Annotated in this window: 34 protein-coding genes; 20 read left to right on the top strand and 14 right to left on the bottom strand. The window is 49.1% G+C overall.

Translation table 11 applies throughout. The annotated features are described in order from the left end of the window. Window positions 1-100: 100 nt before the first annotated feature. The 7 genes from OCU43_RS15135 to OCU43_RS15165 form a co-directional block, all read right to left on the bottom strand. Window positions 101-655 carry a deoxynucleotide monophosphate kinase family protein gene (locus OCU43_RS15135; RefSeq protein WP_091356469.1) on the bottom strand — a complete coding sequence of 185 codons (555 nt, stop codon included), beginning with the start codon at window positions 653-655 and terminating at the stop codon, window positions 101-103. A gap of 72 nt (window positions 656-727) precedes the next feature. Next, the gene (locus tag OCU43_RS15140; protein WP_091356467.1) at window positions 728-997 is read right to left on the bottom strand and encodes a hypothetical protein; all 270 of its coding nucleotides are present in this window, start codon (window positions 995-997) and stop codon (window positions 728-730) included. A gap of 75 nt (window positions 998-1,072) precedes the next feature. Further along, window positions 1,073-1,402, bottom strand: a complete 330-nt coding sequence (locus tag OCU43_RS15145; RefSeq protein ID WP_091356465.1) for a hypothetical protein — start codon at window positions 1,400-1,402, stop codon at window positions 1,073-1,075. Between the two features lie 24 nt (window positions 1,403-1,426). Continuing rightward, window positions 1,427-1,603, bottom strand: a complete 177-nt coding sequence (locus OCU43_RS15150; protein WP_175483476.1) for a hypothetical protein — start codon at window positions 1,601-1,603, stop codon at window positions 1,427-1,429. Next, window positions 1,603-2,100 carry a hypothetical protein gene (locus OCU43_RS15155; RefSeq protein WP_175483475.1) on the bottom strand — a complete coding sequence of 166 codons (498 nt, stop codon included), beginning with the start codon at window positions 2,098-2,100 and terminating at the stop codon, window positions 1,603-1,605. Before OCU43_RS15155 ends, OCU43_RS15150 begins: the two co-directional genes overlap by 1 nt. After that, window positions 2,100-2,597 carry a phage regulatory CII family protein gene (locus OCU43_RS15160; RefSeq protein ID WP_091356462.1) on the bottom strand — a complete coding sequence of 166 codons (498 nt, stop codon included), beginning with the start codon at window positions 2,595-2,597 and terminating at the stop codon, window positions 2,100-2,102. The genes OCU43_RS15155 and OCU43_RS15160 overlap by 1 nt, the downstream gene beginning before the upstream one ends. Window positions 2,598-2,655: 58 nt before the next feature. Then, window positions 2,656-2,883 carry a chorismate lyase gene (locus OCU43_RS15165; RefSeq protein ID WP_091356459.1) on the bottom strand — a complete coding sequence of 76 codons (228 nt, stop codon included), beginning with the start codon at window positions 2,881-2,883 and terminating at the stop codon, window positions 2,656-2,658. An 81-nt stretch (window positions 2,884-2,964) separates the two neighbouring features. Here OCU43_RS15165 and OCU43_RS15170 point away from each other — a divergent pair, with 81 nt between their 5' ends. Next, window positions 2,965-3,474, top strand: a complete 510-nt coding sequence (locus OCU43_RS15170; protein WP_091356456.1) for a hypothetical protein — start codon at window positions 2,965-2,967, stop codon at window positions 3,472-3,474. On the opposite strand, the gene OCU43_RS15175 is transcribed toward OCU43_RS15170, so the two are convergent. Next, on the bottom strand, window positions 3,467-3,655 hold the full coding sequence (locus OCU43_RS15175) for a hypothetical protein (RefSeq protein ID WP_091356453.1): 189 nt from the start codon (window positions 3,653-3,655) through the stop codon (window positions 3,467-3,469). The two genes, OCU43_RS15170 and OCU43_RS15175, sit on opposite strands and share 8 nt — an antisense overlap. 245 nt (window positions 3,656-3,900) lie before the next feature. On the opposite strand from OCU43_RS15175, the gene OCU43_RS15180 reads away from it, so the two are divergent. After that, a complete protein-coding gene (locus OCU43_RS15180; protein WP_091356451.1) occupies window positions 3,901-4,251 on the top strand; it encodes a helix-turn-helix domain-containing protein in 351 nt (116 codons plus the stop codon). 10 nt (window positions 4,252-4,261) lie between these two features. Here OCU43_RS15180 and OCU43_RS15185 read toward each other — a convergent pair whose 3' ends face one another. From OCU43_RS15185 to OCU43_RS15200, 4 genes are all read right to left on the bottom strand, one after another. Beyond that, window positions 4,262-4,474: a helix-turn-helix domain-containing protein gene (locus OCU43_RS15185; RefSeq protein WP_091356449.1), complete on the bottom strand. Its 213-nt coding sequence runs from the start codon at window positions 4,472-4,474 to the stop codon at window positions 4,262-4,264. Window positions 4,475-4,501: 27 nt separating this feature from the next. After that, window positions 4,502-4,771, bottom strand: coding sequence for a hypothetical protein (locus OCU43_RS15190; RefSeq protein ID WP_091356447.1), 270 nt, complete (start codon window positions 4,769-4,771; stop codon window positions 4,502-4,504). Between the two features lie 165 nt (window positions 4,772-4,936). Beyond that, window positions 4,937-5,227, bottom strand: a complete 291-nt coding sequence (locus OCU43_RS15195) for a hypothetical protein (protein ID WP_091356445.1) — start codon at window positions 5,225-5,227, stop codon at window positions 4,937-4,939. 31 nt (window positions 5,228-5,258) lie between these two features. After that, window positions 5,259-5,555: a hypothetical protein gene (locus OCU43_RS15200; RefSeq protein ID WP_139203156.1), complete on the bottom strand. Its 297-nt coding sequence runs from the start codon at window positions 5,553-5,555 to the stop codon at window positions 5,259-5,261. A gap of 335 nt (window positions 5,556-5,890) precedes the next feature. Between OCU43_RS15200 and OCU43_RS15205 the strand changes: the two genes are divergently transcribed. From OCU43_RS15205 to OCU43_RS15215, 3 genes are read left to right on the top strand one after another with little or no spacing between them, the layout of a single operon-like run. Further along, window positions 5,891-6,160 (top strand): hypothetical protein, encoded by a 270-nt coding sequence (locus OCU43_RS15205; RefSeq protein ID WP_091356438.1) that lies wholly within the window; start codon window positions 5,891-5,893, stop codon window positions 6,158-6,160. After that, entirely contained in the window at window positions 6,157-6,375 is a 219-nt protein-coding gene (locus tag OCU43_RS15210; RefSeq protein WP_139203155.1) for a hypothetical protein, read from the top strand. Before OCU43_RS15205 ends, OCU43_RS15210 begins: the two co-directional genes overlap by 4 nt. After that, window positions 6,360-6,647, top strand: coding sequence for a phage antirepressor KilAC domain-containing protein (locus tag OCU43_RS15215; RefSeq protein WP_091356434.1), 288 nt, complete (start codon window positions 6,360-6,362; stop codon window positions 6,645-6,647). The genes OCU43_RS15210 and OCU43_RS15215 overlap by 16 nt, the downstream gene beginning before the upstream one ends. Window positions 6,648-6,854: 207 nt before the next feature. Here the strand turns inward: OCU43_RS15215 and OCU43_RS15220 are convergent, their stop codons facing one another. Beyond that, window positions 6,855-7,073 (bottom strand): hypothetical protein, encoded by a 219-nt coding sequence (locus tag OCU43_RS15220; RefSeq protein ID WP_091356432.1) that lies wholly within the window; start codon window positions 7,071-7,073, stop codon window positions 6,855-6,857. Between the two features lie 204 nt (window positions 7,074-7,277). Here OCU43_RS15220 and OCU43_RS15225 point away from each other — a divergent pair, with 204 nt between their 5' ends. The 14 genes from OCU43_RS15225 (at window position 7,278) to OCU43_RS15290 (ending at window position 14,400) form a co-directional block, all read left to right on the top strand. Next, window positions 7,278-7,598 (top strand): pyocin activator PrtN family protein, encoded by a 321-nt coding sequence (locus tag OCU43_RS15225; protein WP_091356430.1) that lies wholly within the window; start codon window positions 7,278-7,280, stop codon window positions 7,596-7,598. Window positions 7,599-7,609: 11 nt separating this feature from the next. Next, entirely contained in the window at window positions 7,610-7,864 is a 255-nt protein-coding gene (locus OCU43_RS15230; RefSeq protein WP_139203154.1) for a hypothetical protein, read from the top strand. A gap of 42 nt (window positions 7,865-7,906) precedes the next feature. Then, window positions 7,907-8,500, top strand: a complete 594-nt coding sequence (locus OCU43_RS15235) for a hypothetical protein (RefSeq protein ID WP_091356424.1) — start codon at window positions 7,907-7,909, stop codon at window positions 8,498-8,500. A gap of 76 nt (window positions 8,501-8,576) precedes the next feature. Then, complete coding sequence (locus OCU43_RS15240; RefSeq protein WP_091356422.1) at window positions 8,577-9,521, top strand: phosphoadenosine phosphosulfate reductase domain-containing protein; 945 nt, start codon at window positions 8,577-8,579, stop codon at window positions 9,519-9,521. Window positions 9,522-9,581: 60 nt separating this feature from the next. Continuing rightward, window positions 9,582-11,270 carry a DNA cytosine methyltransferase gene (locus tag OCU43_RS15245; protein ID WP_091356419.1) on the top strand — a complete coding sequence of 563 codons (1,689 nt, stop codon included), beginning with the start codon at window positions 9,582-9,584 and terminating at the stop codon, window positions 11,268-11,270. Window positions 11,271-11,286: 16 nt separating this feature from the next. Then, window positions 11,287-11,487 carry a hypothetical protein gene (locus OCU43_RS15250; protein ID WP_091356418.1) on the top strand — a complete coding sequence of 67 codons (201 nt, stop codon included), beginning with the start codon at window positions 11,287-11,289 and terminating at the stop codon, window positions 11,485-11,487. Beyond that, complete coding sequence (locus OCU43_RS15255) at window positions 11,484-11,849, top strand: hypothetical protein (RefSeq protein ID WP_091356415.1); 366 nt, start codon at window positions 11,484-11,486, stop codon at window positions 11,847-11,849. The genes OCU43_RS15250 and OCU43_RS15255 overlap by 4 nt, the downstream gene beginning before the upstream one ends. Continuing rightward, window positions 11,846-12,322: a DUF3850 domain-containing protein gene (locus tag OCU43_RS15260; protein ID WP_091356413.1), complete on the top strand. Its 477-nt coding sequence runs from the start codon at window positions 11,846-11,848 to the stop codon at window positions 12,320-12,322. Before OCU43_RS15255 ends, OCU43_RS15260 begins: the two co-directional genes overlap by 4 nt. Continuing rightward, the gene (locus OCU43_RS15265) at window positions 12,319-12,495 is read left to right on the top strand and encodes a hypothetical protein (RefSeq protein WP_175483474.1); all 177 of its coding nucleotides are present in this window, start codon (window positions 12,319-12,321) and stop codon (window positions 12,493-12,495) included. The genes OCU43_RS15260 and OCU43_RS15265 overlap by 4 nt, the downstream gene beginning before the upstream one ends. A gap of 34 nt (window positions 12,496-12,529) precedes the next feature. Beyond that, complete coding sequence (locus OCU43_RS15270) at window positions 12,530-12,859, top strand: hypothetical protein (protein ID WP_091356411.1); 330 nt, start codon at window positions 12,530-12,532, stop codon at window positions 12,857-12,859. A gap of 217 nt (window positions 12,860-13,076) precedes the next feature. Continuing rightward, on the top strand, window positions 13,077-13,286 hold the full coding sequence (locus tag OCU43_RS15275; RefSeq protein ID WP_091356409.1) for a hypothetical protein: 210 nt from the start codon (window positions 13,077-13,079) through the stop codon (window positions 13,284-13,286). Between the two features lie 202 nt (window positions 13,287-13,488). Beyond that, the gene (locus tag OCU43_RS15280) at window positions 13,489-13,662 is read left to right on the top strand and encodes a hypothetical protein (RefSeq protein WP_175483473.1); all 174 of its coding nucleotides are present in this window, start codon (window positions 13,489-13,491) and stop codon (window positions 13,660-13,662) included. Window positions 13,663-13,836: 174 nt separating this feature from the next. Continuing rightward, window positions 13,837-14,046 (top strand): hypothetical protein, encoded by a 210-nt coding sequence (locus OCU43_RS15285; RefSeq protein ID WP_139203153.1) that lies wholly within the window; start codon window positions 13,837-13,839, stop codon window positions 14,044-14,046. Window positions 14,047-14,226: 180 nt separating this feature from the next. Further along, entirely contained in the window at window positions 14,227-14,400 is a 174-nt protein-coding gene (locus tag OCU43_RS15290) for a hypothetical protein (protein WP_175483472.1), read from the top strand. 4 nt (window positions 14,401-14,404) lie between these two features. Here the strand turns inward: OCU43_RS15290 and OCU43_RS15295 are convergent, their stop codons facing one another. Then, complete coding sequence (locus OCU43_RS15295) at window positions 14,405-15,520, bottom strand: tyrosine-type recombinase/integrase (protein ID WP_175483471.1); 1,116 nt, start codon at window positions 15,518-15,520, stop codon at window positions 14,405-14,407. A gap of 115 nt (window positions 15,521-15,635) precedes the next feature. Between OCU43_RS15295 and dusA the strand changes: the two genes are divergently transcribed. After that, the gene (gene dusA / locus OCU43_RS15300) at window positions 15,636-16,649 is read left to right on the top strand and encodes a tRNA dihydrouridine(20/20a) synthase DusA (RefSeq protein WP_091356406.1); all 1,014 of its coding nucleotides are present in this window, start codon (window positions 15,636-15,638) and stop codon (window positions 16,647-16,649) included. Window positions 16,650-16,674: the final 25 nt, after the last annotated feature.

A 16,674-nucleotide genomic window follows, 5' to 3' on the forward strand; every position in this document is an offset into this window, starting at 1 on the left:
CAGCCAAACCAAAACCCGGCCTATAATTCATCTGCTTGTGTTGTGAGGGTTAACCCCTCGCCACAGAAAAGCCGCTGTTCCCGCAGCGGCTTTTCACCTTCTACACAGCCCGGCACTGCTCCAGCCAGAAATGCTTGTTATCCAGTACCGACCGATTCAACTCATTCAGATTATTGCCTGAGTTATCCAGCGCCATATCACCCGCCACAAACTCAACCCCATCCTCAGTTGAATGCGCCCGCACCGGCTCAACACCCTCACGCGTGATATGAACCACCACACCACCCAGATCACGCACCCAGGTAGCCTCAGCCTCAGTACGCACATCAGAGACAACCACAAACTGAGTGGGCGGCAGCGACTTAATACGTACCGCCAGGCGCTTAATCCAAACATCCTCACCAAACACAGCCCGACCGCACTCAGTACCGATCAACTGCATTATCTGCCGGGGAGACATACCCCACTCAGAGATAACCACCTCTTTCAATTCCCGGGCATTCATCTGCTGATAATCTAAACCAAACATAGCCATCGCCGTGCTGCGAATCGCATCACCAAACGCCACCTGAAACGCCATATCATGCTCAGTCAAAATCCGCGCCACTGTATCTTTACCGCACCCCGCCGGGCCTGTTAAACCGATTATTCTCATTGATAAATTCCTGATAGTTTCATGACATAACACTGAGATCACCGGGACGCTTCGCGCCCGGTATCATTATTGTTATGCTTCCTTACTTTTAAAACGAGCGCCTAAATAAAGCTTTCCGTAAGCTCTGCCACCTGCAGGCAACTGCCATGAATATTCGCCAATAGGTTTCGCTCCTCGCTTTAAAACCAACCCTTGCTTTTTTGCCGATGAGGGTGATTTGATATCCAGATATCTAGGGATACAATCAATTTCACCATCACACAGATCAAGCGGCTCATCATTAAGTAATGCCTGACAAATCTTAATTGTTTTCGCTAGTTTTTCTTTCGTTTTTTTATCCATATCAATCTCCAAAACATAACAACGGCAAGCATACCGCTGCGCTGGACAGCCTACTGGCAGACCGTGTTGCAGGGGTTATGAGCTAACAACCTGCCCAAGCTTTTTGCTGTACTCTGTGTAGCATTCAATCTTATCCATCTTCATAACAATGGCGCTCAGATTTGGACGTAAATCTATCCCGTGTTTTGCTAGATTCTGAACGCTACCCAGCAAATCCTGCCATTCAGCTTCAATTCGCTCTTTATTGCTGGTTGGCAGATCTCTCTGCTCATTAATTCCAAACCGGATAGCCTTTGATACCTGCTGCTGCAACTTTAAAAAATCTAGCGACATAACAAGCAGCTCTTGAGCTACTTCACCAAGCTCCTCTTCAAAAACCTTTAATGCATTCTGATCTTCTGTCACTGTCGCTACCTCTCTACAACTCAATCAAGCCGCCCTAACAAACACCCGGCAAGCCACCACCTTAAACACCGTCGGATCACCGCCCTGGGAATACTGTTTCACCACCGGCATCGATCTGAAATCTAACTTACTGCAATCCTCTGCCTGCTTCGCGCAGTGAACGCACATAGAGCCCTTCGGGTGATACAGATATGCAGCCATCACTCACCCCCGATCCGCGCCTTACCTTCCGGCCCGGCATCCGGCGCTATCTCAGCCAACTGGGCATAGCTATCCCGCTGCAGCCGTTCAGCCTCAGCCAGACATTCAAGAATTTTTAGATTATTCGCCTGAACCCGGCGAGAGATATCACTATCATCAGACAGAATTTTCTGATGCTTCGCGTTCACTTCAACTTGCAGTTGTTGCAGCAGATCCTCCAACTTAAAACCAGAGGGATTTTCAGCACTCATCAGCACCGACTTAGAAGAAACAACTTTTTTAACCGGAGAATCAAGAGGGTTACCCAGCGGAATAACACCCTCCTCCGGACACTCCTCGAAATACATCACCAGGTTAAAATGCTCGATAACACCATCGTCATTTTCAAGCCCTTCAGGGTGACAATCAGCAAGACAAACTACCGTCTCAAGCTCAGCATCATCCACCCCAGAAACATCAACATCTACCCCGGAATACAGCGCTAAATCAATAATCATCACTTCGCCCTCCGATAATGCTCAACCATTTTGGTCAACTCAGCCTGTGCCCGGTCCAGATCTTGCTGAAACGCCTCCAGCCGGGCAAACTCGATATCATCAACCTCACCATCAGACAGCGCTTGCGCAACATGGTCAGATATCGCAGATGACTTGCTTCCCAAACTGCTAAACACTTTCAGCAGATCCAGATCACCCGGCACCGCCGCAGCCTTTTCAGCATCAACCCACACAACAGACGCCAGATGCCCAACCGCCTGCAAAATATGAGTATCTTTAGTCACCTCAATAATCAGCTCGATGTCATACGGGTTGAGATAATGCGTGTGCACATCAGGGGCCAGTTTCTTCTGCCACACCTGCAACTTTTCGCGAGACACCCCCGCTGCATCCAGAAAGCTTTTCAGCCCCTGCTGATAATCATAAACCGCGTGATAACAGGCCATTTGCAGACCATAAATCACACCGTCATCATCAAATCGTCTTTTCCTGCCCACGTCCTCAACCCTCCTGATAACACCGTTTTAGTGTTGCAAATAACACGTATAGTGATGTTTATGCAGCTTGATCACCGAATATATCGCGCCGAAATTCAGACGCACCCAAACCAGTATGCTGACTGAGATCGCGAGCCATAATCGCCCCGACCTGCTTCCCATACAGAAAAACCTGACGGAGATACCCGGGCGATGTACCCAACACCTCTGCCAACTGATCCTTCTGACTTTTTTTAAGGCCACGCCAGTAATTAACCAACACAGCAGAGCTATTTTTTTTCGCCATAGCATGTACCTCCGAGGTACATATAAACACATTAATAATGTACCTGCAAGAGCATGTACCAAATCAGTACAGATTCTTACAATGGAAGACTACAAAATGGCACAAAAACCAATGACTGATATCAACGACATACGGCTAGACAACACCCGCCAACTGGCTAATAAACATTGCGGATCATTAGCTAAATTCGCTGATAGAATAGATCGCGTACCAACTCAGGTAAGCCGAATTATCGGCAAAAACCCAACCAAAAAAATTGGCAACCGCCTGGCCCGCCACATAGAAGAAAAATTTAACAAAGAGAGCGGGTGGTTAGACCAGGTGCACCGCGAAGAAAACCAGCAAAGCGAAAACTCCATTCAAGAAAAACCAGCGCTATACATGGCACTCACCGGCACAGCAGACCAACTTGAACTACTTCGCTCAGTTATCGAAACAATAGAAACAATACTCGAAGAAGAGGAGATAAAATTATCTCCCGAAGAAAAAGCCAAATCAATCATCGCATGCCTTCAGACCTGCGTGAAACGCGGCACCAACTTATCCGCAGATAAAGCCATTGCCGCTACTGCAATTCAAGCCGTCATTTGACAGACCGCCTCATCTTCAGTGCATGATCATGCACAGATAAACGCCATTCAAACAGAGCAGCCACCTTCTCAGCCCTATCCACCATTGTCTGAATACGACACCACCGCTCAATTAGCCGATCAGCTTCACGCATCCGACACAACTCACCTGGCAACTGAATCACAGCAAAATCACGCTGCATAAAACCTCCTTGTACCTTTTAAAGTACTGTATATTTACCCAGTATATAAGATAAATATTCCCTTGAAAATAGCCTGCCTACACAACACAGATTAAGCGACGCTTAACATCAGTCTATAGCGAAGCAATCCAAAAAATAAACAGATTCGTATCAAAAGGTTAGCAATACAACCCCCAACATCTGTTGGGGAGTATAAAGGCACTGACTAACTTGCCATACACCCAATAAAAAACAACAATACAAATATGCAGAGCAGTATCAGCACCCCCGGAAGCCGCCTCAAAGCCGCCCGCCAGAAAATAGGATTAACACAAACAGGAGTTGCAGAACGGTTATCGCAGTCAGTAGAAACTTACAAAGGCTGGGAACAAGACCGGGCACGCCCGCGCTCATACTTAATCATCAAACGCCTGTGCACCATTCTGCACATCACCATCGACCACTATATCGGCGGTGCTGAAAACAGCTGTCTGGCACCGGATGAATCCTGCCTGCTGCACCACTACCGCACACTACCCCAGGAAGGCAAAGACGCCCTTAACACCATACTGGACTTAATACACCCTCCACCGACAACAGACACAAAAAAGCCCTGACGAGCAGGGCTTATAAATCAACCTCATCACTGAGCCAACCAACATCATCACCAACCCGCCGCAGCAAACACTCCACCGCCAAAGCCGTTTGAACAGTAATATTCCCCTTCCCCGTCTCAAGCTTACTTACCTGCCTATCACCAGCCCAACCCAACGCCGCACCCATCTGCTTCTGGTCATAACCCAGCACCAGCCGGGCTTTTTTAAACTGCTCAGCGGTCACTCAATAACCTCTCTATAAAAATTAACGTTAGTCATTAAGGATGGAGGATTCAGCAATAGCACTACTAAGCGCCTCCTGGTAGTCAAACTCTGCACCTGATTCTACCAGGCAGTCCAAATGAGCAGAGAGGCTGTCTTCGTCATATCCGTAACCGGCGTCTTTTGCGGCATTCATAGCATACGCAGTTGCAACCATCTCTGCTGTAGCATCAGTGCTCATTTCGTCATTGATCAGCTCGACGACCTGATCAATAGAGAAACAATTTTCAAGAGCGTTATTTGCGATTCTGATAGTCATGATCTTATTCCTTCAATTACCGGCCAGGCCATTCCTTTACCGTTAAATCTATAATAGAACTTTGTTCTATTTATGTAAAGAACTTTGTTCTATTTTTTTAAAATTATTTTATCCATAAAAAAGCCCGCCGAAGTGAGCCAATCATCAACCGTTAATCTAAACCAACTACCGATGCCACTCAGTATCAACAACTTTTCCACCCATAATCGTCACCGTCCAGTTAAGATCCTCCTGGATATATTGCCACCTCTCAACCGCTTCCCACTGCTTACAATGACCACCCCGCTCTTTAGTACACACCGTCTCAAACGCGCGCGCCAGCGGCCTGCCCAAACCACTCACCACCTCCGCCACCGAATCACCCCGCATAATACGCCCGCCATCCTTTGTATTTAAAAACGTCGCATACGCCGGAAAAGCCACCACCATCATCATCAACACAATCCATTTTTTCATCACATTACTCCATTAATTTACAAAACGACATCTATCTAGCCTTTTTTACACACATCAAATACCACCGATCACGAAACTCAGCCACAGCTTTTTCCTGATTCACAGGCACCTGAAAAGCAGGCTGCTCATAAGCATCAATCACCATCGACTCAAAAACATCACTTCCCTTAACAATCTCCATCATAGACACCATTGATACATTTTTCTGGCGACTATCCATAACAGTCTCAGCCAACTCAGAAACATCCTTACACAACCCCATCTCCTTTTCCCCAGTAATACCCACCTGAGAAACAACCAGAGCAACAACCAATGCAACAACACGCATAAAAACCTCCATTTAAACCATTCAACACCACTCCTGAAAGGTGCAAAAACACAGTTTAAACCATTGACTTATCAATCACATGTACCAAAAAACAAAAATAATGTACCTTTTAGGGTTGCAATATGTATCTATTGGGTACATTATTTAAAAAAATACACCGAAAGGTACAGAATCATGCAAACCAAACTTTCACATAAAACAGCTAACGGGCCCTACATCCCACGCAGACCTTCTGCCAGCCGTGCAGGTGAGTTTGTTGCGCACCTCATTACCTGGCACAAGCACCACGGCCTCACCGGCGCTCAGGCGGCCAAACACATTCAGGACGCCCGCGCATGAACATGAACGAAAAAATAAGCCTGATCATAAATCTGGCCATCGAGATAACAACGACCGGAAAAGACCATGTGTTTGTCAACTATTTCGGCCCAGCTGGCAGCACATTCGGATTAGAAATAACCATATGCAGCAATGCTACAGAACCAGGCTGCGAAATATCAAAAACACCAATTTACCTAAAAGCATCTAGCGACACCGCAGCAAACATCGCCACCAAACTAGACGCCACGATAGCCAAACTGAAAGAACTAAGAGGCCAGCCATGAATACCCGGCTAACACAAACCTCCCATAACCAGTGGCGTTACAACGGCGTGCACATCACCGCCCACATCCTGAAAAAACCAATCGGCCTGGTGAACGAGTGCTATCACCTCACCAGCCGCTTTAAAAACCTCCACTTCGGCACACTCAAAGCTGCCGCCGAGTGGCTGGACAAACACGACATACCGCAGGAGCCAGAACAATGCGCTATTGCATAGACATGAAAGAAGCGGCCCAGCGCACCGGCATCAAAGGCGGACGTAACGCCCTGTTTGCACTGCTGAAAAAGCACGGGCACCTAAACAAAGACAACACCGCCAGCCACACCATGATCAAGCTGGGGTATATGCGCAACGAACTCAAACAAGCCCGCACCCACAGCGGCATCGAGCGCAACTACTACAAACCAGCTATCACCCCCACGGGCATCAGCTGGCTGCATGAGTTTGTAAAACAACATGCCGAGATAAAGCCAGAGGCGGCGGCGTAGGTTAAGAGCAAAGACGTCGCTAGTGGCTAGTGGCTAGTGGCTAGTGGCTAGAAAAAGATTTTTTAACAACACAAGCAGAGGGAAAAACCATGAAGAGATATTGCAGCGACTGCAAAAAAGAAACCAGCCACTCAGAACAGCTAATCCGCAGCGCAGCTGATGACGATGATGCAATCTTCTCAGCCAATGGCGATGACGTTTACGAAGTCACATGCCAGGAATGCGGCGCAAGTCACGAAGAAATGTAACCACCAACCAGCAACCACCTTCAGCCCCTTCACTGGGGCTTTCTGGGTGACAGGGCATAGCGCCCAGCTGAATAACCGGCAACCCAAACCAACCAAGGGCAGAACGATGAAATAACAGATAACCATCCGCAGTAGCTATCAGCAACCAGCGGCGAGCATCAGGGCAGCTTGTTATCACCTATTTACTAATCCGGGAAAGAATCGATTTACCGCCGGAGCCCCTAAAAGAGAATCGACCCTGAGCCGCTGGAATGCGATCCAGCAGGGGAACAGCACACAGTAGACGGTTGCCGCAACAACGCCGGACGACGTAACCGGCACAAACACGCTTTTTCTAGCCACTAACCACTAGCGACTAGCCACTTAAAAAACGAGGCATCACATGAAGCGGCAAACCAACATCGCCGACAGCAACCGACCAGCGCTGCAGCAGTACAACAGCACCGCGCTCATGCTGATGCTGCAATATGGCAGCCCAACAGTGGAACTGCGTACCATCTGCCACCTGTTCGGCTTTAAAGACGAATACGAAGCCAACCGTGCAGCCAGCGAAGGCCGTCTGCCAATCACCGTCTCAAAACTCAGAGACAGCCAGAAATCCCCCTACCTAATTCACGTAGAAGATCTGGCCACATTCATCGAACAGCAACGCCAGCGGGGTGCAGAAGAGCAAGCCAGCTGGACCAAGCGGAGATCAGCATAATGTGCAACTGCATGAACGACACCCTGGAAATTGCCCAACAACATATTAAAAAAGACCTACCAAAGCATGATCCCGCTTCAGTAAAAATCGAATGGGCCGGGAAAATATTCAGACTAGAAGGCAACCAAAACAACAACGTTGTTTTACCCATCGACATCCGCTATCGGGCATTAAAAAACGACGATACACCCTACAAAAACATAACCAGAACCGGCACAAGCATGGCCATGAATTACTGCCCGTTTTGCGGCGAGAAATTCGAATAACGCTTTTTCTAGCAACTAGCCACTGCTTTTAAGGAACTTAACATGACCTATTTCAACGATAAAAAATACAGCTACACCGACAAACCGAACTACGAAGATTCAGCCTATCACATGCTGGCACAGGCCCGAGATCTGCGCCTGCTTTTCGGCCAGCCGGTTGATTCCTGCGCCGCATGCGATCATGACATTTATCTCAACGCCTTTCGTGAATCATTCAGCCACTTCACCCAGGCACGGGCCATTAGCAACCAGGCGGGCATCATCGAACACATCACCTACTGCGCTCTCATTCTGTGCAGCTATAAAACCGATGCAGGCAAACACATGCAGCTCAGCTTTAAGGCGCATATCAAAGACCTGCACGACATCGCCGATCTGCACGATTTTAACCTGGTCCGCACCGTCATCGCCCTGGTCACCAGCGAACAGACAAAACTGATCACCAGCAACGATCTGGACGCCACCCGCCAATACTACTCCAACAACGGCATCACCTGCGACTTCAACCACCGCCGCGACAGCCGCTTTATCTGTTTCAACAAAACCAACGGCGACACCCTCCCCGGCCTCAACTACCAGGAACCCGACTGGGAAGACACCGAGCGCTGGGCACGAGTACGAATTCAGGCGGCGTAAAGGGCTAAGAAGTGGCTAGTGGTTAGTGGCTAGTCGCTAGAAAAAGATTTTTAAAAGCACAAGCGAAGGCAGACAAATGAAACAACACAACATCATATCAGTATCAGGCGGTAAAGATTCCACCGCCACCGTACTGCTGGCCCTCGCCTTAGAAACAGAAAACATTCAACTGGTTTTTGCAGACACCGGGCACGAACACCCGCTGACATATGACTATGTTGACTATCTATCTGATGCCGTAAGCCTGCCAATCCGCAAAGTCAAAGCTGACTTTTCTATGCAGATAGAACGCAAACGCCGGAAGCTATTGGCTGGCGAGTTACCAGGCTGGACCGATGCAGCAACCGAACGCGCACTGCAAGCACTAGTACCGACCGGAAACCCCTTTCTTGATATGTGCATGTGGAAAAGCCGCTTTCCATCAACCAAAGCTCGCTTTTGCACCGAACATTTAAAGCGTGATCCGATCATTGAGCAAGTATTTTTACCACTACTCGATGCAGAAGAAATAGTGTGGAGCTGGCAAGGCATCCGCCGAGATGAATCCCCCGCCAGGCGATACGCAAAAGAGTTTGAAGAGGTAGGCGGCGGTCTATTCAACTATCGCCCCATTGCCAGATGGACAGCAAAATCAGTGTTTGAAGCACATGACTACATGGGCATTAAACCAAACCCGCTTTACAAAATGGGCATGGGCCGCGTGGGCTGTATGCCGTGCGTTAACTGCAATAAAAATGAACTGCAAAACATCGCCCTCCGCTTTCCCGAAGAAGTAGAGCGAGTGCGTGAATGGGAAAGACTAGTATCAGAAGCATCCCGCCGCGAATCAGCCACCTTTTTCTACGGCATCAGTGACCCAACGGCCCACAAAACCGACACCATTCATTACAAAACTCACGGCATAGACCGAATGGTTGAATGGTCTCAAACAACCCGAGGCGGGCGCCAGCTAGACCTGATAGCCGCCTCAGCCGATCCGACAGCCTGCAGCAGCGCATACGGGCTATGCGACGCGGGATAACCGCTTCATCCAACAACAAACCACTGATTTTAAGCAACACAAGCAAAGGGACTAACAACAATGAATGCAGCAACAGGCTTCAGGATGCACCCACAGCCAGATTTTAACTTTGGCGAATTGGTGGTCGATAACTTCGCCGGCGGCGGTGGCGCAAGCACAGGCATAGAACTGGCAATGGGGCGTTCAGTTGATATCGCTATCAACCATGACATTGACGCCATCCGGATGCACGAAACCAACCACCCGCACACCAGGCACTACTGTGAATCTGTATGGGACATCGACCCCCGTAAAGTCACCGCCGGGCAACCCGTAGGGCTGGCATGGTTCAGCCCCGACTGTAAGCACTTCAGCAAAGCCAAAGGCGGGAAGCCAGTAGAAAAAGCAATTCGCGGGCTGGCCTGGGTAGCCGTGCGCTGGGCTGCAACGGTAAAACCCCGCATTATCATGCTGGAAAACGTTGAAGAGTTTAAAACCTGGGGGCCACTCACCCGCGATGGCAAGCCGTGCAAAAAACAAACCGGCAAAACCTTCCGATCATTCACCAACGCGCTCAAGCGATTAGGCTATGACGTCGAGTTTAAAGAACTTCGCGCCTGTGACTATGGCGCACCCACTATTCGCAAACGCCTCTTCATGGTCGCCCGCAGAGACAATCAGCCGATCCAGTGGCCAACACCCACCCACGGCGACCCGGCATCACCGGAAGTAAAAGCAGGCATTCTGAAACCCTATCGCACCGCAGCGGATATCATTGACTGGTCGCTACCCTGCCCCTCAATCTTTGAACGAAAAAAACCACTGGCAGAAAACACCCTGCGCAGAATCGCCCGGGGCATTCAGAAGTTTGTTGTTGATAACCCAACGCCATTTATTGTGACCTGCAACCATTCAGGCAATGGGTTCAGAGGCCAGAGTATTGATCAGCCATTCAAAACTGTCACCGCATCACGAGATGCTCACGGCGTTGTTGATGCCACGCTGATGCCGTTTATCACAGAATACGCCAACAGCAGCAGCCAGCGCAATATGCCATCCGATGAACCGCTGCGCACCATCTGCGCCCAGGTTAAAGGCGGTCACTTTGCCGTCGTCGCACCCATCATAGAACGCACTTTCAGCAACTCAGAAGGCAACGCAGCTGATGCCCCACTAGGCACCATCACCGCAGGCGGTGGCGGTAAAGCCGCACTCTGCGCCGCATTTCTATCCAAATACTACGGCCCGAAAAGCCCTAACGAAATACGCGGTCAGCAGCCAGAGCAACCCATTCACACCATCACTACCGGCAACCGCCACAGCCTGATCACCAGCAACCTGATCAAGCTACGCGGCACCAGCCAGCACGGTCAGCCAACAGACGAGCCATTGCCAACCATCACCGCCGGCGGAAACCACGTAGGTGAAGTGCGCGCCTTCCTACTGAAATACTACGGCAACGAAAAAACAGGCGTAAACATCACCGAACCCATGCACACCGTCCCCACCCGGGACCGCTTTGGCTTAGTCACCGTCCACGGCGAAGACTATCAGATAGTCGATATCGGTATGCGAATGCTCCAGCCGCACGAACTATTCGCCGCCCAGGGATTCCCGGCAGACTACATCATTGACCGCGACCACACCGGAAAAACCTTCAGCAAAGACAAACAAGTCGCCCGCTGCGGCAACTCAGTCTGCCCAGACATCGCCCGGGCACTGGTGCAAGCCAACATGACAGAAACCAGCCGCGAGACAGTCGCCGCCTAACCAAGAGGGAATAGTGATGGCACGTTATGCGTCAGGCTCAAAAATTGAAGCCATCAAAAATATGACTAATTGCGCTATCAGAGATCAGCAAGCGCTTATAGATGCTCATTTAGGAATAAACGATCCAGAGTCAGCGATAGCCATCCATGACGCAAAAGAATGGATAAAAGACTTTAAGCGACTTAAAAAAATATTGGCAGGGAGTAATCAGCAATGACTAAAAACAACTTAGCCCACGTCCTACTCGCTGTCGATGCGCTCAACTTCGACGCCGGCGACTGGAAACCGGAAAGCATCGAACGGCATCTGCGCGAACAGATCGAGCTGGCACGGAAACACCTACAAAGCATTGTCGACAACGAAGAGGCCGCCGGCATGGTCGTTGTTGCCGCTGATCGCATCGCTGATCTCGAAGACAAAATCACCCGCCTTAAGCAGTTCGCCGCTGAATCAGGCGTAGCGTATCGGGATGATGATTCCAATCTGATCACCGAAGGATTCAGGTCGCTGCCTGACGCTCTACAAGCGGCTATTAACGCATTAGAAGAAAAGATTGATTTAGACAGGGGCCAGCAATGAAACACCACGAACTTAAAACAGATCCAGACGTATTCCAGCTATCCTGGGACGGGAAAAAAGGCTATGAAATCCGCTTGAATGATCGGGATTTTCAAATAGGCGACATCCTTGAGCTAAAAGAAACACGCTACTCCGGAAAACAAATGTCCGAGGGTAAGCCTCTTGAGTATACCGGTCGCTGTATTGGATTCCCGGTTGCCAGCATTATAAGTGGATACGGTTTAAAAGACGGCTGGGTAATTCTTGGAACTACCGACATGGAAAATGGAGTAATGAAATTCGTCAACATGATGATTGGAGCATTAGAAAGCGGATTTGTCGATGACAATAGACCGTCACTGGCACAGATCCACCAGATAGCCCGCCATCACATAAAAGACAACTACGGCATTGACCACCCAAGCATCACAGAAGAATGGGGGCAGTACGTAACTGAGCTTTGCGGAATAAAGCCACAGGAGCCATCAAAATGAACACCCTACTGATCGGCATAGTAATAATCCTCGCAGCGTTCTACGCGATCATAATTATGCCGCGTCAACACGGTCGAAGCTGGGCAAAAGCTTCCGTCGTCATAGCGCTGATCATTGGTTCGGGAGCGGTGATAGCAGGCGCATCGATGATGCTGTTCGGTGCGGTTTCGTAACTAATTAAGCGCCATTGTGGCGATGGAGATAGAGATGGATATGCCAAGCCCATGCCCTAATTGCGGCAATATTGTTGAGTTTCATGACATGGTAAATCACCCCAACGAATTTAGAACGTTGGTTTGTGAAGAATGTCATGATCAGATCCAAGAAGAAAACAACCGCGGCGATATGGTAGACAAGTTTGGCAACCGCATAACGTGGAAAGCTGATCCAGATGATGGGTTGATAGAGTCTAGCGTCAATAGTGAAGAGATCGCTACGTGGTGTTATGAAGATGAGGCTGAAGCCACTTTTCTCAGCTTCATGGAAATATGGAATAAAGCCCAGGAACGCGCCCAGGTAGCGCACGAATCAATATAGGTGGTGAGTGATGAATACGACTAACCAAAATAAAATAACTCAGCCCTACATGCTACTAACAGGCCCAAACACTCACAGAAAAGTGCATATATGCAGCGAAACAAAAAACCATATCATTACTTCATTCGGCACATTCAAAAAAGATAACATGCGCTGGATAGTCGATGACAGATATATGATTCAAGCTTTAAGCGTTATTAATAAATAGGCGATAATCATGGAAATAGATGTACAAATAGAGCGGATTAGCAACGGCTTCATCGTCACAGGCAACGACTCGACAAGAACAAAACAATATTACCCTAGCATGGAAAGTTTTGTGGAGGATTGGGTGATTGATCCCATCAAAGACGCCGACAAATATTTCAAAGAGCATAACGCTGATGGCGAAATACGGCGATTCAAATTAAAGGTAGAAGCGGCATAACGAATAAGGCGGTGAGTGATGACTGATCAATTCGAAATACCAGAAAGTGTGATTAACGAATGGCGTCAGCAGTGCACATGTTGCGCTATATGCCATGACACTCCATGCGATGGAGTAATGGCTGGCGATATTTGCGATGACGCATGTAGCTGTGATGATGAATATTATCTGGATGATGAAGGCGATGAAGGTGACAACAACAATGAATACTGAAGTTTTAAAACTAGCGGAAAACTCAATGGCCAGCTGCTTAGAATCCTATCTAATAAGCATTAGCGACTCTATGGAGTTTCATAACCCGCATCTAACAGATCAGGAAATTAATCGTGCCGTAGAAGCAGTAAAAAAAGAAATTGAGTCGATAAAGCTGACCTAAAATAAACCGGAGGCACCATGCCGACACTTAAATATCTATGCCACCAATGCTGTAAAATGCTTAGCATCACATCGAATTAGATGGCGAAGAAATATTTGCAGACTGGCTAGATGAAAGCAACGCCGCCAAAAAGCTCAGAGCAAGCAAAACAAACTTACAATAGGATTAACCCACATGTGGCACTCAGCAGAAACACCACCAAAAGGAAGCATCCACCTATGGACCCGCGATGTCATCACAGTGACAAACCACGGCAATGTCTATCTGCTAGCATACATGCACGGAGAAAACAGCGGCACCTGGCAACGCCCTGAAGAATTCGAACCCGGTGAACAGGTTGAATTATGGACAGAACACCCAGACAAGCAAAAACCGAAAGGCTAAAAAAATGTCATACCAATGGACAGTAAAAGAACTAAGAGAGATGCTAGAAGGCGAACCCGATGACGCCATTGTATTCGCCATCTGGCACGATGAATCAAACCAGTTTCATGAACGTCCTATCTACAAAAGCAGCACCGCAGCCAACAAATCAGAACATTATCTATACCTGGGAAACGAGCGATGAACGAAGAAAAAGCCCGCAAAATACTAGGAAGCTGGATTAAAGAAAATGACAATCTCACCCACACAGACCCATACATTAACGCCGATCACAAAGGGATATCGCTTGATGGCGGCTTTACCCGCAAACAACTTAAAGCAATATTTTGGTGGATGAAATACAAGCTAAAATAAAAACCTACTCAACCCCAAACCGCGCCAGCCACTCCCACCCAGCATATTTATCAAAGGGCTCTGATTTAACCAGGTGAGTATAGCGCTTTAAATTATCCCAGCTGCCGTGACCGGTCACCATCGCTACCCGGGTAATATCCCAACCCAACTCAAAATAGTGAGATGTACCCTCATGCCGCAAATCATGCAAACGCAGCCCCTTAACACCCACATCCTGATGCTGACACGCGCGCTGAAAAAAAGTGCTGACAGACCGGGGGTTATACGGAAATATCCGATCATCCACCCTCGGCTGCGCCATCACCACCGCCCACGCACGGGCCGGTAAACTCACCCACTTATGATTCCCCTGCTTTTTGCGCGGATGCTTCATATCCCGCACCAGAACGCGCTGGTTATCATAATCAAGATCAGCCCACTCAATGCGACACGTCTCAGCCACCCGCCGCGCTGAGAACACCTGAAACATCACCAGATCAACCATAGGCGTTGTTCTATTCGTCCGAGCATACGCCCCCGGCCCTGATACCTCGCGATCAAAATACGCTAGCAACCGGCTTAATTCATCTAACTCAGGCCGACGATCAACCGCCTCAGCCCGACCAATCAAGCCATATTTAGACCCCAACCGCCGTGCATCCTCCAACTGCAGCAAATCAACCCCCTTACCCCAGGCCGACCGCGCATACTCCAACACCTGCTTTAAATAAATAGCATCCTGCGCCGCCGTCGCCGGAGACGCCCCCTTAGCCACCCGCCACCGCAACCAGTCCATCAACTGCGCTGACGTATGCCCAATCAACGGCAAATCAGCCAGCGGCGCCTGGCGCTGCATATACTTCAATGCCGACAACTTAGACCGCCCAATACCCCGAGGCAACACACTCACCTCATCAACATACCGCGCACACGCCTGCCCCAGCGTCAAATCCCCCGACAGCGAATCAACCCCCACCTCATCAATAAACGCCTCACGCCTCTTCGCCCACCGCTCAGCCTTCTTCCGCTGATCGAAAGTTTCAGACTCATGATATATAATCACGCCCTTCCGGCGAATACGAATCTGGACTAAGAAAGCAACAGATCCATCCTTACGGGTACGTGCAGTTATTGTTGCCATCCCATAGTCTCCAGTGCAACATGAAGCAGTGCAACACGAGTTCATGTTGCCTTTTATGTTGCACTGTATTCCCAAAAACACCCTAAAACAACCTAATTGAACCAAAAACAAGCCATTGAAAACATCAGCAAAAACAAGCCACAGCCCAGCAACCCCGCGGAATACGCCGGATAGACGCCTTTCAGTCGCGCCCATGATGGAGTGGACGGACCGGCATTGCCGTTATTTCCACCGGATTATCAGCCAGAACGCGGTGCTCTATACCGAGATGGTGACCACCGGCGCGCTGATTCATGGCGACCGGGAACGGTTTCTGCAGTACAACCAGCAGGAACATCCACTGGCCCTGCAACTGGGTGGCAGTAATCCCGATGACCTGACCACCTGTACCCAGATGGCCGAAGAGTTTGGCTATGATGAGGTTAACCTCAATGTGGGTTGCCCCAGCGACCGGGTGCAGAACAATATGATCGGTGCCTGCCTGATGGCTCATCCGGGTCTGGTGGCTGAGTGCCTGGAAAAGATGCAGTCCGCCGTGAGCATTCCGGTGACGGTGAAACACCGGCTGGGCATTGATGATATGGACAGCTATGAAGAACTTCATCATTTCGTCTCAATTGTCCGGGAATCCGGCTGTAAGACCTTTATAATCCATGCCAGAAAAGCGATACTTCAGGGGTTAAGTCCGAAAGAAAACCGGGATATACCACCGTTGAACTATGACTGGGTCTACCAGATAAAACAGGCGTTTCCCGATCTGGAAGTGCTGATAAACGGTGGCATCAAAACACTGGATGAAAGCAAAGCACATCTGCAGCATGTTGATGGTGTCATGATCGGCCGGGAAGCCTACCACAACCCCTATATGATGGCGGAGGTAGACAAGCTTTATAACCCGGACGCGGCAGTGAAAACCCGCTTAGAGATTATCGAACAGATGTACCCCTACATTGAAGAGCAACTGAGCCAGGGTTGCTATCTGGGCCATATCACCCGCCATCTGCTGGGCCTGTTTCACGGCCAGCCGGGCGGACGCCAGTTCCGACGCTATCTGAGTGAAAATGCTCACAAGGCCGGTGCTGATGTCGACGTTTTGAAACACGCGGTTGCTAAAGTAGCTGCGTTCTAAAAGATTATGGAATAAGGAATATAAC

Origin of the sequence: Amphritea atlantica, assembly GCF_024347255.1 — a bacterium.
Classification (GTDB): domain Bacteria; phylum Pseudomonadota; class Gammaproteobacteria; order Pseudomonadales; family Balneatricaceae; genus Amphritea; species Amphritea atlantica.

Excerpts from the sequence above, each read along its gene's own strand:
- OCU43_RS15135 (WP_091356469.1), bottom strand. The coding sequence starts at position 655 with ATGAGAATAATCGGTTTAACAGGCCCGGCGGGGTGCGGTAAAGATACA.
- OCU43_RS15140 (WP_091356467.1), bottom strand. The coding sequence starts at position 997 with ATGGATAAAAAAACGAAAGAAAAACTAGCGAAAACAATTAAGATTTGT.
- OCU43_RS15150 (WP_175483476.1), bottom strand. The coding sequence starts at position 1,603 with ATGGCTGCATATCTGTATCACCCGAAGGGCTCTATGTGCGTTCACTGC.
- OCU43_RS15155 (WP_175483475.1), bottom strand. The coding sequence starts at position 2,100 with ATGATTATTGATTTAGCGCTGTATTCCGGGGTAGATGTTGATGTTTCT.
- OCU43_RS15165 (WP_091356459.1), bottom strand. The coding sequence starts at position 2,883 with ATGGCGAAAAAAAATAGCTCTGCTGTGTTGGTTAATTACTGGCGTGGC.
- OCU43_RS15170 (WP_091356456.1), top strand. The coding sequence starts at position 2,965 with ATGGAAGACTACAAAATGGCACAAAAACCAATGACTGATATCAACGAC.
- OCU43_RS15175 (WP_091356453.1), bottom strand. The coding sequence starts at position 3,655 with ATGCAGCGTGATTTTGCTGTGATTCAGTTGCCAGGTGAGTTGTGTCGG.
- OCU43_RS15180 (WP_091356451.1), top strand. The coding sequence starts at position 3,901 with ATGCAGAGCAGTATCAGCACCCCCGGAAGCCGCCTCAAAGCCGCCCGC.
- OCU43_RS15190 (WP_091356447.1), bottom strand. The coding sequence starts at position 4,771 with ATGACTATCAGAATCGCAAATAACGCTCTTGAAAATTGTTTCTCTATT.
- OCU43_RS15195 (WP_091356445.1), bottom strand. The coding sequence starts at position 5,227 with ATGAAAAAATGGATTGTGTTGATGATGATGGTGGTGGCTTTTCCGGCG.
- OCU43_RS15200 (WP_139203156.1), bottom strand. The coding sequence starts at position 5,555 with ATGCGTGTTGTTGCATTGGTTGTTGCTCTGGTTGTTTCTCAGGTGGGT.
- OCU43_RS15205 (WP_091356438.1), top strand. The coding sequence starts at position 5,891 with ATGAACATGAACGAAAAAATAAGCCTGATCATAAATCTGGCCATCGAG.
- OCU43_RS15210 (WP_139203155.1), top strand. The coding sequence starts at position 6,157 with ATGAATACCCGGCTAACACAAACCTCCCATAACCAGTGGCGTTACAAC.
- OCU43_RS15215 (WP_091356434.1), top strand. The coding sequence starts at position 6,360 with ATGCGCTATTGCATAGACATGAAAGAAGCGGCCCAGCGCACCGGCATC.
- OCU43_RS15225 (WP_091356430.1), top strand. The coding sequence starts at position 7,278 with ATGAAGCGGCAAACCAACATCGCCGACAGCAACCGACCAGCGCTGCAG.
- OCU43_RS15230 (WP_139203154.1), top strand. The coding sequence starts at position 7,610 with ATGAACGACACCCTGGAAATTGCCCAACAACATATTAAAAAAGACCTA.
- OCU43_RS15235 (WP_091356424.1), top strand. The coding sequence starts at position 7,907 with ATGACCTATTTCAACGATAAAAAATACAGCTACACCGACAAACCGAAC.
- OCU43_RS15240 (WP_091356422.1), top strand. The coding sequence starts at position 8,577 with ATGAAACAACACAACATCATATCAGTATCAGGCGGTAAAGATTCCACC.
- OCU43_RS15245 (WP_091356419.1), top strand. The coding sequence starts at position 9,582 with ATGAATGCAGCAACAGGCTTCAGGATGCACCCACAGCCAGATTTTAAC.
- OCU43_RS15250 (WP_091356418.1), top strand. The coding sequence starts at position 11,287 with ATGGCACGTTATGCGTCAGGCTCAAAAATTGAAGCCATCAAAAATATG.
- OCU43_RS15255 (WP_091356415.1), top strand. The coding sequence starts at position 11,484 with ATGACTAAAAACAACTTAGCCCACGTCCTACTCGCTGTCGATGCGCTC.
- OCU43_RS15260 (WP_091356413.1), top strand. The coding sequence starts at position 11,846 with ATGAAACACCACGAACTTAAAACAGATCCAGACGTATTCCAGCTATCC.
- OCU43_RS15265 (WP_175483474.1), top strand. The coding sequence starts at position 12,319 with ATGAACACCCTACTGATCGGCATAGTAATAATCCTCGCAGCGTTCTAC.
- OCU43_RS15270 (WP_091356411.1), top strand. The coding sequence starts at position 12,530 with ATGGATATGCCAAGCCCATGCCCTAATTGCGGCAATATTGTTGAGTTT.
- OCU43_RS15275 (WP_091356409.1), top strand. The coding sequence starts at position 13,077 with ATGGAAATAGATGTACAAATAGAGCGGATTAGCAACGGCTTCATCGTC.
- OCU43_RS15280 (WP_175483473.1), top strand. The coding sequence starts at position 13,489 with ATGAATACTGAAGTTTTAAAACTAGCGGAAAACTCAATGGCCAGCTGC.
- OCU43_RS15285 (WP_139203153.1), top strand. The coding sequence starts at position 13,837 with ATGTGGCACTCAGCAGAAACACCACCAAAAGGAAGCATCCACCTATGG.
- OCU43_RS15290 (WP_175483472.1), top strand. The coding sequence starts at position 14,227 with ATGAACGAAGAAAAAGCCCGCAAAATACTAGGAAGCTGGATTAAAGAA.
- OCU43_RS15295 (WP_175483471.1), bottom strand. The coding sequence starts at position 15,520 with ATGGCAACAATAACTGCACGTACCCGTAAGGATGGATCTGTTGCTTTC.